Annotated in this window: 14 protein-coding genes; 11 read left to right on the top strand and 3 right to left on the bottom strand. The window is 50.5% G+C overall.

The window, feature by feature from the left end:
• Positions 1-70 precede the first annotated feature (70 nt).
• From B6A39_RS06200 to B6A39_RS06210, 3 genes are read left to right on the top strand one after another with little or no spacing between them, the layout of a single operon-like run.
• Positions 71-871 (top strand): MlaA family lipoprotein, encoded by an 801-nt coding sequence (locus tag B6A39_RS06200; RefSeq protein ID WP_083002613.1) that lies wholly within the window; start codon positions 71-73, stop codon positions 869-871.
• Positions 872-879: 8 nt separating this feature from the next.
• Positions 880-2,073, top strand: a complete 1,194-nt coding sequence (locus tag B6A39_RS06205; RefSeq protein WP_083002616.1) for a PP2C family protein-serine/threonine phosphatase — start codon at positions 880-882, stop codon at positions 2,071-2,073.
• On the top strand, positions 2,063-2,578 hold the full coding sequence (locus tag B6A39_RS06210; protein ID WP_083002619.1) for an STAS domain-containing protein: 516 nt from the start codon (positions 2,063-2,065) through the stop codon (positions 2,576-2,578). The genes B6A39_RS06205 and B6A39_RS06210 overlap by 11 nt, the downstream gene beginning before the upstream one ends.
• Positions 2,579-2,755: 177 nt before the next feature.
• On the opposite strand, the gene tal is transcribed toward B6A39_RS06210, so the two are convergent.
• A complete protein-coding gene (gene tal / locus B6A39_RS06215) occupies positions 2,756-3,694 on the bottom strand; it encodes a transaldolase (RefSeq protein ID WP_083002622.1) in 939 nt (312 codons plus the stop codon).
• A 208-nt stretch (positions 3,695-3,902) separates the two neighbouring features.
• On the opposite strand from tal, the gene B6A39_RS06220 reads away from it, so the two are divergent.
• The 8 genes from B6A39_RS06220 to arsJ all read left to right on the top strand — a co-directional run bounded on the left by B6A39_RS06220 (position 3,903) and on the right by arsJ (position 12,891).
• The gene (locus tag B6A39_RS06220) at positions 3,903-5,096 is read left to right on the top strand and encodes a Bcr/CflA family multidrug efflux MFS transporter (RefSeq protein ID WP_083002626.1); all 1,194 of its coding nucleotides are present in this window, start codon (positions 3,903-3,905) and stop codon (positions 5,094-5,096) included.
• 50 nt (positions 5,097-5,146) lie between these two features.
• Complete coding sequence (locus B6A39_RS06225; protein WP_083002629.1) at positions 5,147-5,878, top strand: sulfite exporter TauE/SafE family protein; 732 nt, start codon at positions 5,147-5,149, stop codon at positions 5,876-5,878.
• 129 nt (positions 5,879-6,007) lie between these two features.
• Positions 6,008-7,021: a substrate-binding domain-containing protein gene (locus B6A39_RS06230; RefSeq protein ID WP_083002633.1), complete on the top strand. Its 1,014-nt coding sequence runs from the start codon at positions 6,008-6,010 to the stop codon at positions 7,019-7,021.
• A 151-nt stretch (positions 7,022-7,172) separates the two neighbouring features.
• Complete coding sequence (gene pstC, locus B6A39_RS06235; protein WP_083002636.1) at positions 7,173-8,423, top strand: phosphate ABC transporter permease subunit PstC; 1,251 nt, start codon at positions 7,173-7,175, stop codon at positions 8,421-8,423.
• An 18-nt stretch (positions 8,424-8,441) separates the two neighbouring features.
• Entirely contained in the window at positions 8,442-9,608 is a 1,167-nt protein-coding gene (gene pstA / locus B6A39_RS06240) for a phosphate ABC transporter permease PstA (protein WP_083002639.1), read from the top strand.
• Positions 9,609-9,634: 26 nt separating this feature from the next.
• Positions 9,635-10,474, top strand: coding sequence for a phosphate ABC transporter ATP-binding protein PstB (pstB, locus tag B6A39_RS06245; protein WP_083002642.1), 840 nt, complete (start codon positions 9,635-9,637; stop codon positions 10,472-10,474).
• 148 nt (positions 10,475-10,622) lie between these two features.
• Positions 10,623-11,669 carry an ArsJ-associated glyceraldehyde-3-phosphate dehydrogenase gene (locus B6A39_RS06250; protein ID WP_083002645.1) on the top strand — a complete coding sequence of 349 codons (1,047 nt, stop codon included), beginning with the start codon at positions 10,623-10,625 and terminating at the stop codon, positions 11,667-11,669.
• Between the two features lie 10 nt (positions 11,670-11,679).
• Complete coding sequence (arsJ, locus tag B6A39_RS06255) at positions 11,680-12,891, top strand: organoarsenical effux MFS transporter ArsJ (protein WP_083007866.1); 1,212 nt, start codon at positions 11,680-11,682, stop codon at positions 12,889-12,891.
• A gap of 10 nt (positions 12,892-12,901) precedes the next feature.
• Here the strand turns inward: arsJ and B6A39_RS06260 are convergent, their stop codons facing one another.
• Complete coding sequence (locus B6A39_RS06260) at positions 12,902-13,195, bottom strand: CC/Se motif family (seleno)protein (protein ID WP_083002649.1); 294 nt, start codon at positions 13,193-13,195, stop codon at positions 12,902-12,904.
• A 35-nt stretch (positions 13,196-13,230) separates the two neighbouring features.
• The gene (locus tag B6A39_RS06265) at positions 13,231-13,902 is read right to left on the bottom strand and encodes an NADPH-dependent FMN reductase (protein WP_083002652.1); all 672 of its coding nucleotides are present in this window, start codon (positions 13,900-13,902) and stop codon (positions 13,231-13,233) included.
• Positions 13,903-13,915: the final 13 nt, after the last annotated feature.

The following is a 13,915-nucleotide window of genomic DNA, read 5'->3' on the forward strand; positions in this document are numbered from 1 at the left end:
CTTTTATTAATTGTTTTTAGGCGTGAAATGCGACGAGCCGCACGCCACACATGTTGAAAGAGGAGCTACCATGCTTGGGTTGTTAGCAAAACACAAAAGCGCGTTTAGCTGGCGCTACAAGGGATTGCCTGTCTTGCTGCTAGCCGTATTAAGCATGAGTGGGTGTGCCAGTTCAGGGACTAATGTTGGCGAACAAGCCCACCCTGAAGATCCCTGGGAAGGGTTTAACCGTCGCGTGTTTGCTTTTAATGACGTGCTCGACCGTTACACGTTAAAGCCAATAGCTAAAGGTTACCAGACGGTTACCCCTGACCCCGTACAAACTGGGGTAGGTAACTTTTTCTCTAACCTCAGCGACGTGCGTACCGCGTTAAACAGTTTACTCCAAGGCAAGCCCGCCAATGCGGGGCTTGCGACGTCGCGCTTCTTAATCAACTCGACGGTGGGTATAGGTGGGTTGTTGGATTACGCGACGTTGATGGAAATCAATGCCGATAAGGAAGATTTTGGTCAAACGCTGGCGGTGTGGGGGTGGGATGATTCGCGCTATTTAGTGCTCCCGTTGCTCGGTCCTAGAACACTTAGGGATACCACGGGACTGCCTTTTGATATTGCAGCTCATCCTCTTACCTATATGGATGACCATACGCTGAGGGCTGGTTTAACGGCGCTGGATATTATTCATATTCGCGCAGGGCTACTTGATCAAGAAGAATTGATAAGCGGCGACCGTTACCGCTTTGTTCGTGATGCCTTCTTACAACGCCGTCAGTTTGAAATTAGTGATGGTGAGCTTGGGGACGACCCATTTGCCATGGACGATTTTGAATTCGACGATACCGATTTTGGTGACGACGATTTCGCCGATTGAGGCTTAATATGGATCATTCCAAGCAGTTGATCGCGGTGATCGATGAGCCGGGGCAGGAGCGAGATGCGCTAGCAGAAGCGATTACGTGCGATGGCCTATGGGTATTTGCAGCAGATAATATTGACAATTTGCCTGCCGATACAGCGCTTATCGTTGCTCATGCAAGGGCAGTACCGCGCCAGCAGTGGTCGCAGTTAACACATCGTTTGCCTACCTTAGTTGTCAGTGATTCTCGCCAGGACGCGGACCTAATCAAGGCAGTTGATGTTGGTTTAGTTGACTATATTGTTCACCCGCTGCGCCACGCGGAATTGTTGCGCCGGATGATTCGCAAAGCCATTGAGCTCCACACATTGGCTCAGGAGCGAGATCGAGACCGAGAGCGTCTAGCTGAATTAAATGAAAGCCTGGAAACGCATCTAGCCTTGCTGCGTATGGATCAACAGAGCGGTGGTCATATTCAGCGCCGTTTATTGCCGATTCATCCTAAAATCATCAACGGTGTGTACTACGATTACTGGTTTGCACCTTCGCTGTATTTGTCGGGAGATTTTCTTGATTATCAGCGCTATAACGACCGCTACAGCGCGTTCTATTTTGCTGATGTGTCTGGGCATGGGGCGTCCTCTGCGTTTGTTACCGTGCTGCTCAAGTATCTATGTAACCGATGGCTTAACGAGTGGGATGGTCAATCACCAGAGCGGCTGGCACCCAACTGGCTGGCGGCATTAAACAGAGAGTTGCAGGATACTGATATTGGTAAACACGCAACCTTGTTTGTTGGTGTCATTGACCACGAGGCACGAACGCTTCACTATTCGCTTGGTGCGCAGCTTCCTATGCCATTGCTAGTGTCTGGTGGTAAGCTAGTGCGTCTGGCAGGAGAGGGAATGCCAGTAGGTCTTTTTCCAGATGTAGAGTATCCTTCGCTCAGCTGTGCTTTACCGGCCGATTTTCATTTATGGCTGTGTTCAGACGGTGTATTGGAATGCTTGCCGGGTAAGACACTCGACACGCGGCTCAAGGAACTTGAGCAATTAGTAAGCGAAAGTGTCACGCTTGAGCAGTTGCGCGACCGGTTAGCCAACACCAACTCCCTTCTTATAGAAGGCGATGCGGACAACGAGGCGAACCAGGACCGCGATGCTTTACCCGATGACCTGACAATCATGATGGTGAGCGGATTTGGTCATGCTGATTGAAGAAGGCCGCATTAAAGCGGCGTTCGACTCCGGTGTTTTTGTTTTAAAATTATGCGGCGACGTGCGTTTGACGTTGTGTGCTACGCTTGATTCTCAGGCTCAGCGGCTTGCTGAAACGCCCGGGCTAACGGCGGTAATGATCGACCTGCGCGAAGCGACGAATGTTGATTCGACCGCGCTGGGCTTTCTTGCCAAAGTTGCTATGGCGGTCAAAGGACGTTTAGAGCGCCCACCCACCATCATTGCTGATAATCCAGATGTGCGACAAATGCTGGATGTGATGGGCTTTGCTCGTTTTTTTACGCTGATGGAAGCGCCATTGCAGCAAGCGTCGAAACTAACATCGGCCCTAGAAGACTTGCCTGCTGAGCCAGCTGACGAGGAAGGGTTGCGTGAACGTATTTTAGAGGCCCATCGAATTCTGATGCATATGAACGAGCACAACCGCGAACAGTTTCAACCGCTTGTGGAAATGCTCGAGGCGCAGAACACAACGGCCCACTAGCGCACTTTATCTGTATATAGGTTTCAAGAACTAGGTTTCAAGAACTAGGTTTCAAGAACTACGCTTCAAGAACTACGCGTCTACTAAACAAGTCCCTCTAAGATAAACATCCTAGAGGGCTTTTTTGTTTTTCTTTCGCCTATCTATGTTAGCGATCAAGCGGAGTCAGTAATCGTGTTAGCTGCTGCGAAGCTTACTAAGCAGTTCTTCGAGCTTGCGCTGGTCAGCCATAAACTTGCGGATACCTTCTGCCAGTTTGTCCGTCGCCATCTCATCTTCGTTCATTGCCCAGCGGAAATCCGCCTGGGCTAACGCTTCACTCGGTGCGCTGCTAGCGGTTTTGGGAATAAGTTGTTGCGGCAACTCTCCTTGAAGTTCGTCTAGCTCGTTAAGTAGTGCAGGGGAAATCGTCAAACGATCACAGCCAGCTAGCGCCTGAATTTCACCCACGTTTCTGAAGCTTGCGCCCATGACGATGGTGGGGTAGCCATGGTCTTTGTAGTAGTCGTAAATGCGCTTAACAGACTGCACGCCTGGGTCGTTGGTACCGCTAAAATCTGTGTCAGGGGATTTGGCTTTATGCCAATCGAGAATACGGCCAACAAATGGTGAAATAAGCGTTGCGCCAGCATCCGCACATGCCTGTGCCTGGGCAAAGCCAAATAGCAGGGTTAAGTTAGTGCGAATGCCATCGCGTTCAAGCTGGCGAGCGGCTTGGATGCCTTCCCAAGTCGACGCCATTTTGATCAAAATACGCTCCGGGCCCACTCCATGCTGTGCATATCGCTCAATCAGCGAGTGCGCCTTGGCAATAGTGGCATCACAATCAAACGATAGTCGAGCACTGACTTCAGTTGATACGTAGCCGGGGACCAGCTTGCTGATTTCGCTGCCGATATCAACTGCCACGCGATCTACTGCATCTTCCAGGTCAGTGCTTTCTTTAGCAATGCTGGCGAGCCGTGTTCGCCGATCTTCCTGCTGTGCAGCTTGCAAAATGAGCGAGGGGTTGGTCGTGGCATCTTGTGGCTGAAAACGGCGGATCGCGTCAAGGTCGCCGGTGTCAGCGACAACGGTGGTCATCTCTTTTAATTGAGTTAATAGGCTAGCTGCCATGCATCGCTCCTTAGTTGTCTTTGAGATAGTTGTCTTTGAGATAGTTGTCTTTGAGATAGCTGTCGTTTAGATAGTTGCCGTTGGGATACTTTAGCAAGGGCATTGCGTGGCGAACAGAGACCGACAAATGTAATGGAATCGATTATGATTAGCGGCCTATCTATTCAGCGGCATTCTCCGCTGATTAATGCCAACTTCAAGGATGTTTATGGAACTTAATCCTCGTCGGGTGGCGCTGTTGGTGGCGGCCAACACAGCGCTTGCGCCGTTTGCGATTGATGCTTACTTACCAGCCATGGGGATTCTGGCAGAAAACATTAATGCGAGCATTCACCATACTGAACTCTCTATCAGTATGTTTTTATTTGGTTTCGCAATCGGTCAGCTGTGCTTTGGGCCGCTGTCGGACAGAGTGGGGCGTAAGCCTGTTTTGCTCAGTGGCTTAGTGGTGTTTATGCTCGCAAGCCTAATGATCACTACCGTTGATAGTTTGTCCTCATTGCTGGTATGGCGATTTATTCAAGCACTGGGTGGCGGCGCTTGTGTGGTGAACTCAGCGGCGATTGTGCGCGACTGTTTTAGCGGACGTGAAGCCGCCAAAGTCATGTCGACGATGGCCATGATCATGATGCTTGCGCCGTTGGTGGCACCTGCCGTGGGTAGTATCTTGCTGCACATTGCAGGATGGTGGCTGATATTTGTGTTTTTAGCTGCTTACGCAGGGTTTCTGCTTTGGCTACTAGGTACTCGCTTACCTGAAACACGAGATACTAACTTGCCCGCGGCTTCGCCACGCCAAGTCATACGCAACTATGCCAGCGTGCTGCGTCATAAAGAGGGGATGGGCTATATTTGCGCTGTCGCAGCTTCATTCGCAGGGCTGTTTGCTTTTGTAACCGCTTCTCCATTTTTATATCTGGATTACTTCTCGCTATCACCTAGCGTTTACCCAATGGTATTTGGCGTCAATGTGTTGGTGATTGCGCTGTCTAATCGCGTCAATATTCATTTGCTGCGTAAGCGCTCACCACAACAGAATTTACGATTGGGGTTGATGATTCAGTTAATTGCAGCGCTGGGGCTTGTTATCGCGACAGCGCTTAATCTGGCGTCGCTGTATGTTGTGGTTCCCCTGATCATGCTGTTTACCGGCATGATTGGTTTGATCACGCCTAATGCCATCTCTGCGTTATTGGATCATTTTGGACATATCAGTGCTACGGCAACTGCATTGCTGGGCGGCATCCAGTTTAGCTGCGGGGCAATTGCGGGCGTGCTGGTGGGCTTGTTCCAGGTAGAGCACCTGTGGCCAATGGTGCTTACAATGCTGGGGGCTGCGCTGTTGGGTAATATCGGTGTCCGGAAGCTGACAAAAAAGCCCGCGTATGATGATTCATACTGATGCTGTGTCTGCAGAATGGTGCTAGCAAAAAAGCATGATGACCGATTTAGATGAATAACTTGTTGCCATGGATAGACATGCCACTTGGCATGTGGCTGGCCTGTTCAGCCGTATTAATGCTGGGTGCTTTTGTACAGCGTGCGACAGGCTTTGGTTTGGCGGTGGTAGGGGCGCCACTACTTTTGATGCTAGAGCCACGTTTGGTGCCGGTGGTTCTGGTGTTGTTTGGGTTCACGGTTTCATTGCTGATGGTGCGCCACTACTGGCAAGAAATACGCCTGGATGCGATAGGTATTGCATTAATTGGCCGCTTGCCAGGGAATGCGTTGGGCATTTGGTTATTATTAGCTGCCCCGATGGTAATACTTGAAAAACTAATCGCTGCTATCGTGCTGTTTGCTGTGGTTGTAACGCTGTTTCGTTTCAAGCCCCCTGTAAACCGTGTGACGCTGCTCTTGGCAGGTGTGCTGTCAGGTATTTTTGGCACGGTGGCCGCCATCGGTGGTCCTCCAATCGTTCTGCTAATGCATGGCTTTCCGCCGGATCGCTTGCGCGGCAATTTAGCCGCTTTCTTTATTCTGACATCTCTCCTTACGCTCACGACATTAGCGCTCGCAGGCCAAGTATCTGCTTGGCATTTCAAATTGGCGTTGACGTTTCTACCTGCAGTACTGATAGGTAATGCGTTGGCAGATACGATTGCCCATCGATTGGATAGACGATTACTGCAAGGTGTCTCGCTTGGGCTATGTACGTTGGCTGCGTTGGGGCTGTTAATTTAGTACCAGTAGTATGCGGTATTTCGGACTAAAAATTTTTATGATGTCACGTCGTGTCACAAAGTTGTCATTGAAGCGGTGCAAAGTACGTCTTGCGAAGGCCAAAACCTTACATCGACAGGAGTATTTCGCATGAACCGTATTCTAAAAACTACCGTGATAGCGGCTGCCGTAATGAGCGTTGCCGGTGTTGCCCAGGCACGTGACCAGATCCGCATCGTAGGTTCCAGTACCGTTTATCCATTTGCCAGCTACGTTACTGAAGAGTTCGGTGCCACTACCGGTATCCCTACCCCTGTTATTGAATCAACCGGTTCAGGTGGTGGTTTGCGCCTGTTCTGTAATGGTGTTGGCGAAGGCACACCCGATATCACCAACGCTTCTCGTCGTATGAAACCCTCTGAATTCGAGCGTTGTGAAGAGAACGGTGTTACCGATATTACCGAGGCTAAAATCGGTTCTGACGGTATCGTTCTTGGACAATCAGTTGATAACGACGCAGCAGACTTTACCCTAGAACATATTTTCCTAGCAGTTGCCGCTCAGGTTCCCGTTGATGGTGAGCTGGTTGATAACCCTTACACCAACTGGAGCGAAATCGACGATTCTTTACCGGATCGTGAGATCTCTATCTATGGACCGCCCACGACTTCTGGTACCCGAGATGCTTTTGAAGAGCTGGTGATGGAAGTAGCTTCAGAAGAGTTGGGTGCTTACGGTGACGAAGGTTACACCGACATTCGCTCAGACGGCGTTTATATTGATGCAGGTGAAAACGATAACTTGATCGTTCAGCGTTTGTCTGAAGACACTAAAGCGTTCGGTATCTTTGGATACTCTTTCTTGACTGAAAACCCGGATACTATCCAGGGCGCGTCTATTAATGGTGTTGAGCCAGAAGTAGAAGCAATTAGTTCTGGTGAATATCCAGTTGCTCGCTCGCTGTGGTTCTACCTCAAGAACCAGCACGCTGATGAAGTACCGCCAATGTATGACTATGCCAACATGTTTATGGAAGAGCTAATGATTGGCAGTGATGGCTATCTGGTTGATATTGGCCTGATTCCGTTGCCCGAAGCTGAGCGTGAGCAAGCTCGTCAGCGCGTTGCTGACCGTGCTCAGTTAACTGTTGAAGACCTGAAGTAAGTTAGAACGCTAGATACAAAAGGCCGGTAGCATAAGCTACCGGCCTTTTAGTTTGAGTTGGCTATATCTTGGTGTTTGTCACATTGCTGTCATGTTTTTACTCCAAAGTGGTCGCCAACACGATTTCATTAGGTGATGCGAGAGAAATTCGATGCAAACTAACCAGCTACTTTTACTCTTTTGCACTGTGCTCTTGCTGCTTGGGCTAGCGGCCTACTTTATTGGCCGCGCAAAGGCTTCCCGTGTACGCGCGTCAGGAGCTGCGATGTATGCGCAGCCAGATCAGTATGCATGGTTTGCTGTTCTCTCAACCGCAGGGCCAGCAGTGCTAGTGGGTGCAGTCGGCTCTTTGCTTTTATTGCTACTAGGCGCTGAGATACCCCCGCTTTATTTGTTTGCCGCTAGTCTTGTGGTGGCCGCCGCTGGTCTCGCCGTAGGTGTTGCTCAGGTAAAACCTCAGTTCCACGCGCGCCAAGCCATTGAACGCGTTATTCGGTGGATTTTAGCGGGCGCGGCTTTGATCTCGATTTTCACAACCTTCGGAATACTATTCTCAATTATTTCAGAAGCTTTACGCTTTTTTCAGATGCACAGCTTCTGGGAGTTCATTACCGGCACCACATGGAATCCAGGTGCGAGCTTTTTAGCATCGGCAGGGCGTGGTGACGGCAGCGGAGCAGAATTTGGTTCAGTGCCGCTATTTGCGGGCACCTTTATGATCACCGCTATTGCGATGTTGGTGGCAGTGCCGGTAGGGCTGCTCTCTGCTATTTATATGTCGGAATATGCGCCTACTAGGGTTCGCACTGTTGCTAAGCCTGTACTTGAAGTATTGGCGGGCATTCCAACCGTGGTGTATGGCTTCTTTGCTGCCATTACCGTTGCCCCAATTATTGTAAACATTGCGGGGTTCTTTGGTTTAGATGCCTCTTATAACAATGCCGTCGCACCCGGTGTAGTGATGGGGATTATGATCATCCCATTTATTTCATCACTTTCTGACGACGTCATTAATTCTGTACCAGACAGTATGCGACAAGGTTCGCTCGCATTGGGGATGACCAAAGGTGAAACCATCCGTGATGTTGTGATACCTGCTGCCTTACCAGGGATTATCTCTGCGTCATTGCTTGGTATGTCACGAGCGCTGGGCGAAACGATGATTGTGGTGATGGCCGCGGGTATGCGACCGAATCTGACAGCTAATCCATTAGAGGACATGACGACGGTGACTGTTCGCATTGTAGCGGCGCTCACTGGCGATCAGGAATTTGAAAGTGCCGAAACTCTCTCGGCGTTTGCCCTGGGCTTGGTGCTGTTCGCGGTGACACTGACGCTCAACCTAGTGTCTGTCTTAATGATTCGCCGCTTCCGTGAAAAATACCGCGTAAATAACCTGTAACGCCGAGGAACTGATTCGATGAGCCATACTTTTGACGAGATCAGCCAGCAGCTTAAGCGGCGTCACCGTAAGTCGGCACGCCTGAAGTGGGTATCCATGGGGGCGCTGGGGTTAGCGGGGCTGTTTTTGGTGCTGTTCTTTGCAGATATGTTGAGCAAAGGGTTGCCCGCTTTTCAGCAGGCGTACATCAATGCAGAAATACGTTATTCAGAAGAAGCTAGCCGCGATGGCCGTCAAGCATTTGATGATGATTTGATACCGCTGATTAGCCGCACTGTGGTGAGGGTAATTCCGCTTCAACTGCGTAACAACCCTGAGCTAATCGGAACATCAGAACAGCAGTGGATGTTGGCAAACAGTGAAGTAGATCAATATCTAAAGGGGCACCGCAATCGCCTCAGTGATCAAGAAAAGGCAGAAATTGACGAGCGTGTAGCAGCAGGCCAGGTGGATCTACGCTTCAATAAAACCTTCTTCGGTTCTGGTGATTCAAAAATTGCCGAGAATGCAGGTATTTTGTCAGCGGTTGTCGGGACGGTGATGACGATGATCGTCACCCTGTTGATTGCGTTTCCCATCGGTGTAATGACAGCGATTTATTTAGAAGAATTTGCACCAGATAACCGATTTACCCAAGCAATTGAAATTAATATCAACAATTTAGCCGCCATACCTTCGATTCTATTCGGTTTGTTGGGCTTAGCAATTTTTATCAATTTTTTTGGGGTGCCACGTTCTTCGCCACTGGCAGGTGGTATGACTCTAGCGCTGATGACACTTCCGGTGATTATTATTTCTACGCGGACGGCGCTGCGCAGCGTGCCGGATTCCATTCGTCATGCGGCGTTTGGAGTAGGGTGCTCACGCTGGCAGGTAGTGCGTGATCATGTTCTTCCCTTGGCAATGCCTGGCATCATGACGGGTTCTATCATCGGTTTGGCGCAGGCAATGGGTGAAACAGCGCCGCTGATTATTGTTGGTATGGTGGCATTTATCCCTGATGTAGGGGCTTCCTTTACTAATGCCGCAACGGTAATGCCCGCTCAAATATTTACCTGGTCAGGTGAGCCAGAGCAGGCGTTTGTAGAAAAAACCGCCGGCGGTATTTTAGTGCTGCTCACCATACTCATCTCACTCAACGCCTTTGCCGTTGTACTACGTAAGAAATTCGAGCGTCGCTGGTAGGCCAGCACGTCATAGAGGACATTACTATGAACAGCCATGCACCTGTCATGAACCAGCAGAATCTGCCCGACGTGGGGCAGCCTTATACGCGTAATGAAAAGGCTTGCCATGATTTAAGTATCCGCGTTCGTGATTTGAACCTCTGGTACGGTAAAACCCAAGCGTTAAAAGGGTTAAATATTGATCTCTTTCAGAAGAATGTGACCGCGCTGATTGGCCCTTCGGGGTGCGGTAAATCGACCTTTTTGCGCTGCCTTAACCGCATGAATGACCTGATTCCTAGTGTGCACACTGAGGGGCTGGTCGAAATGGATGGGCATGACGTCAACGCTTCTAAGATGGATGAAGTGGCGTTGCGCCGTCGTGTCGGCATGGTCTTTCAGAAGCCAAATCCTTTTCCTAAGTCTATCTACGAAAATATTGCCTACGCCCCGCGTATGCATGACATGGTTAGTCGTAAGGCAGATCAGGATGAGCTTGTTGAAAAAGCCTTGCGTGATGCAGGCTTGTGGAATGAAGTGAAAGATAAACTGCAGGAGCCAGGCACCTCATTATCCGGCGGCCAGCAGCAGCGTTTGTGTATTGCCCGAGCGATTGCAGTGCAGCCAGATGTGATTTTAATGGATGAACCTACCTCTGCGTTGGACCCGATCTCTACAGCAACGATCGAAGATCTAATGGATAAGCTGAAAGAGCAGTTCACCATTGTTACCGTGACGCATAATATGCAGCAGGCCGCACGGGTAGCCGACTACACGGCATTTTTCCACCTGGGAGAAATCATCGAGTACAACGATACCAAAGTGATGTTCTCAACTCCTGCAAAGAAAAAAACCGAAGACTATATCTCCGGTCGTTACGGTTAACTAAAACTGCCTGTAGGCTAGCGCCAAGCTAACCTGCAGGCATTTTTTTAGTTTTTCATATATGATTTTTCGCATATTTAAATTACGGTTTTTGCACTGTTCATTTATTTAGACGTTCATCCATACGTTTATCTAAATAGGAGGCCTTATGGGATTACGTATCGGTATTAACGGATTGGGTCGTATTGGTCGGCTGGCATTACGCAGCCTATGGGCTGACGTTGAAGCTGGGAGAGTAGAGCTTGTGCGTATTAACGACCCTGGCGGTGATTCAGCAACGTTTGCCCACCTGCTCGAGTTTGATTCGGTGCACGGCCACTGGTCTCCTGGTATAGGGATTACCGCTTCCGACGATGCGATTGTTTTAGATGGTAAAACTGTTGCATTTAGCGCTAATACAGCGATTGCTGACAGTGACTGGTCAGCGTGTGACGTGGTCATCGAGTGCTCTGGCAAAATGAAAGAAACCACCAAACTCCAGACGTACCTTGATCAAGGCGTTGCGCGGGTGGTGGTCAGTGCGCCGATAAAAGAAGCCAGCGTGCTGAACGTAGTGGTAGGTGTCAATGATCACCTTTATGATCCCGCTCAGCATCGTATCGTGACTGCCGCTAGCTGTACCACTAACTGTTTGGCACCGGTCGTTAAAGTGATTCAGGAAACCTTTGGTATTCGCCATGGTTCGATGACGACGATACACGATATTACCAACACTCAAACCATTCTGGATGCGCCGCATAAAGACCTGCGTCGTGCCCGTGCCTGCGGTATGAGTTTGATTCCGACAACGACCGGCTCTGCGAAAGCGATTACCGCAATTTTCCCCGAGCTGGAAGGCAAACTCAATGGCCATGCCATTCGCGTACCGCTGGCCAACGCATCGCTCACCGATATGGTGTTTGAGCTTGAGCGCGCGGTCACGGCGGAAGACGTTAATCTGGCGCTGAAGGCGGCCGCGGAGGGAGAGCTTGCCGGTATTTTGGGTTATGAAGAGCGCCCGCTGGTATCGATTGATTACCGCACCGACCCGCGCAGCTCCATTATCGATGCGCTTTCTACCATGGTGGTCAACGGCACCCAGCTTAAGCTTTACGCCTGGTATGACAACGAGTGGGGCTACGCTAACCGCACGGCTGAGTTGGCTCTGATGGTAGGTGGTGAGCAGATAGCGAGTGAGCAGGTGGCTCGTGGCTGATTTGGTGAAGATGTTCGCGCGCGTAAAGGCGCTACCTTTCGAGGTGCGTCAATACATGCTGATCACTGGCAACTACTGGGCGTTTACCATTACCGACGGCGCGCTGCGCATGCTGGTGGTGATGTATTTCCATCAGCTAGGTTACTCGCCGCTGCAAATTGCCATGCTGTTTCTGTTCTATGAAGCGTTTGGCGTAGTGACCAACTTGGTAGGTGGCTGGCTTGGTGCGCGGTTAGGCTTGAACCGCACGATGAATGTGGGGCTGGGGCTGCAAATTGTTGCGCTTGCCATGCTGATGGTGCCCGCAGGGATGCTCACGGTTGTTTGGGTGATGGCGGCGCAGGCGCTCTCTGGCATCGCCAAAGACTTAAATAAAATGAGTGCTAAAAGTGCGGTCAAAGTACTGGTGCCTAAAGACAGTGCCAACGCCAATAGCTCTCTCTACCGCTGGGTAGCGATGCTGACTGGCTCTAAAAATGCATTGAAAGGTCTAGGCTTTTTTATCGGTGGGGTGTTGCTAACGCTGATTGGTTTCCGTGGCGCGGTGATTGCTATGGCGGTGATGCTGAGCGCGGTATTACTGGTCTCTTTATGGCGCTTAAAAGCAGACTTAGGGCGCCAAAAAGTAAAGCCTAAGTTTTCGGAGATTTTCTCCAAGTCTCGTGCCATCAACGTGCTTTCAGCGGCGCGCTTTTGCCTGTTTGCTTCTAGGGATGTCTGGTTTGTCGTGGCGTTGCCGGTGTTTTTATATGATCAGCACGGCTGGACTCATTGGACAGTGGGGGGATTACTGGCAGCATGGATTATTGGCTACGGTGGGGTACAAACCCAGGCACCTAAACTTACCCGATTGATTAAAGGGGATGCCCGCGCGCTAACCGCAGGGTGGGCAGCCGCTTTAGCGGTACTAGCGATTTTGTTGGCGTTACTACCGCTGGCGCAGGTAGGTTGGCTGGTGGTCGGGCTTTTAGCGTTTGGTGTGCTGTTTGCGATTAATTCCAGCTGGCATAGTTACCTGATTGTTCATTATGCCCGTGCCGATGGCGTCTCGATGGATGTTGGCTTCTACTATATGGCCAACGCCATGGGGCGTTTGGTTGGAACGCTGCTGTCAGGCTGGCTGTATATGGCTTACGGGCTGAGCGCCTGTCTATGGGTATCGGCGGCCTTAGTGGCAGCCAGTTCATTGATGGCACTGGCGTTGCCAAAGCAGGTTACCTAAAGGCCAGTTTTTAGTCTGTTGATAACGCCGCGCCATCCACATAAAGATGGCGCAACTTCCACCAGCCTTCCACGCCAATGCGCAGCCCTTGAGCAGCCAGCTCAGGCGCGACCCATAATGTAATCCCTTGATAAACCTGTCGTTGAAAAGCTTCCGGATTATTTGGGGCTTGTGTTTCCGCGACTGCCACGCTGGCAAGGCCACCACAGCAGCCGTACTTAGGCGATAGTCGCACGGTTACAACGCCTCCCTGTTGTTGAACAAAAGCGATCGCAGCATTATCTATGTCGATCAGATTGGTCAATTCACCCTCTCTTACGCAGCGCTATTGATGGCCGTTCAAAAAGTTTTATCGTTTTTAGGCGCATTGCGCTGAGCGGGCGATTTATTAAACGCAGGTGATAGCGTTGTGGGATCTTGCTCGGCTTTGTGCAATTTGGCCGCTTCTGCCCACCACGTTAATTGGCCCAACGTGCGCCCAAAATAGCTTTCCCAGCGCTCATGTTCCCGGGCAAATTGCCCATCGTCGTTCAGTGCTTCCTGGACTTTGGGTATATGGATCATGGCAGACACTGGCAGGCAGCCAAGCTCAGATAGAAATGCGCGCATGCTAACGGCGGCACGTGCGCCTCCCCATTGCCCCATGGAGTAAGTCACGATAGCGCTGGGCTTAAACGCAAAAAGCGATGCGCCAAAATGATTCAGCAAATGGCTCAGCGCTGGGCTCATGGAGTGGTTATATTCGGGGCTGACCATCACGTAGCCATCGGCTTGTTCAATCTTGCCTGCAAGAGCTTCAAGATCATCAGGAACCGCTGTTTTTGCGTAAGCAAAATGTGGTTTAAAAGGGCCGTTAAGGTCTAACGTTAGCGGGTCTATAACCTCTGCCGTTGTATCGGGTAGCGATCTAAGTAGGCGTTTGCACGCCTGGGATACCCGCTCGCCTAAACGAGCAGGGGCGGGCGGCGTAGAGGTTCGAGTTGAACCGAGAAAAACTAAGTAATGTGCCATCCGAGTATCTCTT

The organism is Halomonas sp. GT, from assembly GCF_002082565.1.
Lineage (GTDB): Bacteria > Pseudomonadota > Gammaproteobacteria > Pseudomonadales > Halomonadaceae > Vreelandella.

Excerpts from the sequence above, each read along its gene's own strand:
- B6A39_RS06200 (WP_083002613.1), top strand. The coding sequence starts at position 71 with ATGCTTGGGTTGTTAGCAAAACACAAAAGCGCGTTTAGCTGGCGCTAC.
- B6A39_RS06205 (WP_083002616.1), top strand. The coding sequence starts at position 880 with ATGGATCATTCCAAGCAGTTGATCGCGGTGATCGATGAGCCGGGGCAG.
- B6A39_RS06210 (WP_083002619.1), top strand. The coding sequence starts at position 2,063 with ATGCTGATTGAAGAAGGCCGCATTAAAGCGGCGTTCGACTCCGGTGTT.
- tal (WP_083002622.1), bottom strand. The coding sequence starts at position 3,694 with ATGGCAGCTAGCCTATTAACTCAATTAAAAGAGATGACCACCGTTGTC.
- B6A39_RS06220 (WP_083002626.1), top strand. The coding sequence starts at position 3,903 with ATGGAACTTAATCCTCGTCGGGTGGCGCTGTTGGTGGCGGCCAACACA.
- B6A39_RS06225 (WP_083002629.1), top strand. The coding sequence starts at position 5,147 with ATGAATAACTTGTTGCCATGGATAGACATGCCACTTGGCATGTGGCTG.
- B6A39_RS06230 (WP_083002633.1), top strand. The coding sequence starts at position 6,008 with ATGAACCGTATTCTAAAAACTACCGTGATAGCGGCTGCCGTAATGAGC.
- pstC (WP_083002636.1), top strand. The coding sequence starts at position 7,173 with ATGCAAACTAACCAGCTACTTTTACTCTTTTGCACTGTGCTCTTGCTG.
- pstA (WP_083002639.1), top strand. The coding sequence starts at position 8,442 with ATGAGCCATACTTTTGACGAGATCAGCCAGCAGCTTAAGCGGCGTCAC.
- pstB (WP_083002642.1), top strand. The coding sequence starts at position 9,635 with ATGAACAGCCATGCACCTGTCATGAACCAGCAGAATCTGCCCGACGTG.
- B6A39_RS06250 (WP_083002645.1), top strand. The coding sequence starts at position 10,623 with ATGGGATTACGTATCGGTATTAACGGATTGGGTCGTATTGGTCGGCTG.
- arsJ (WP_083007866.1), top strand. The coding sequence starts at position 11,680 with ATGTTCGCGCGCGTAAAGGCGCTACCTTTCGAGGTGCGTCAATACATG.
- B6A39_RS06265 (WP_083002652.1), bottom strand. The coding sequence starts at position 13,902 with ATGGCACATTACTTAGTTTTTCTCGGTTCAACTCGAACCTCTACGCCG.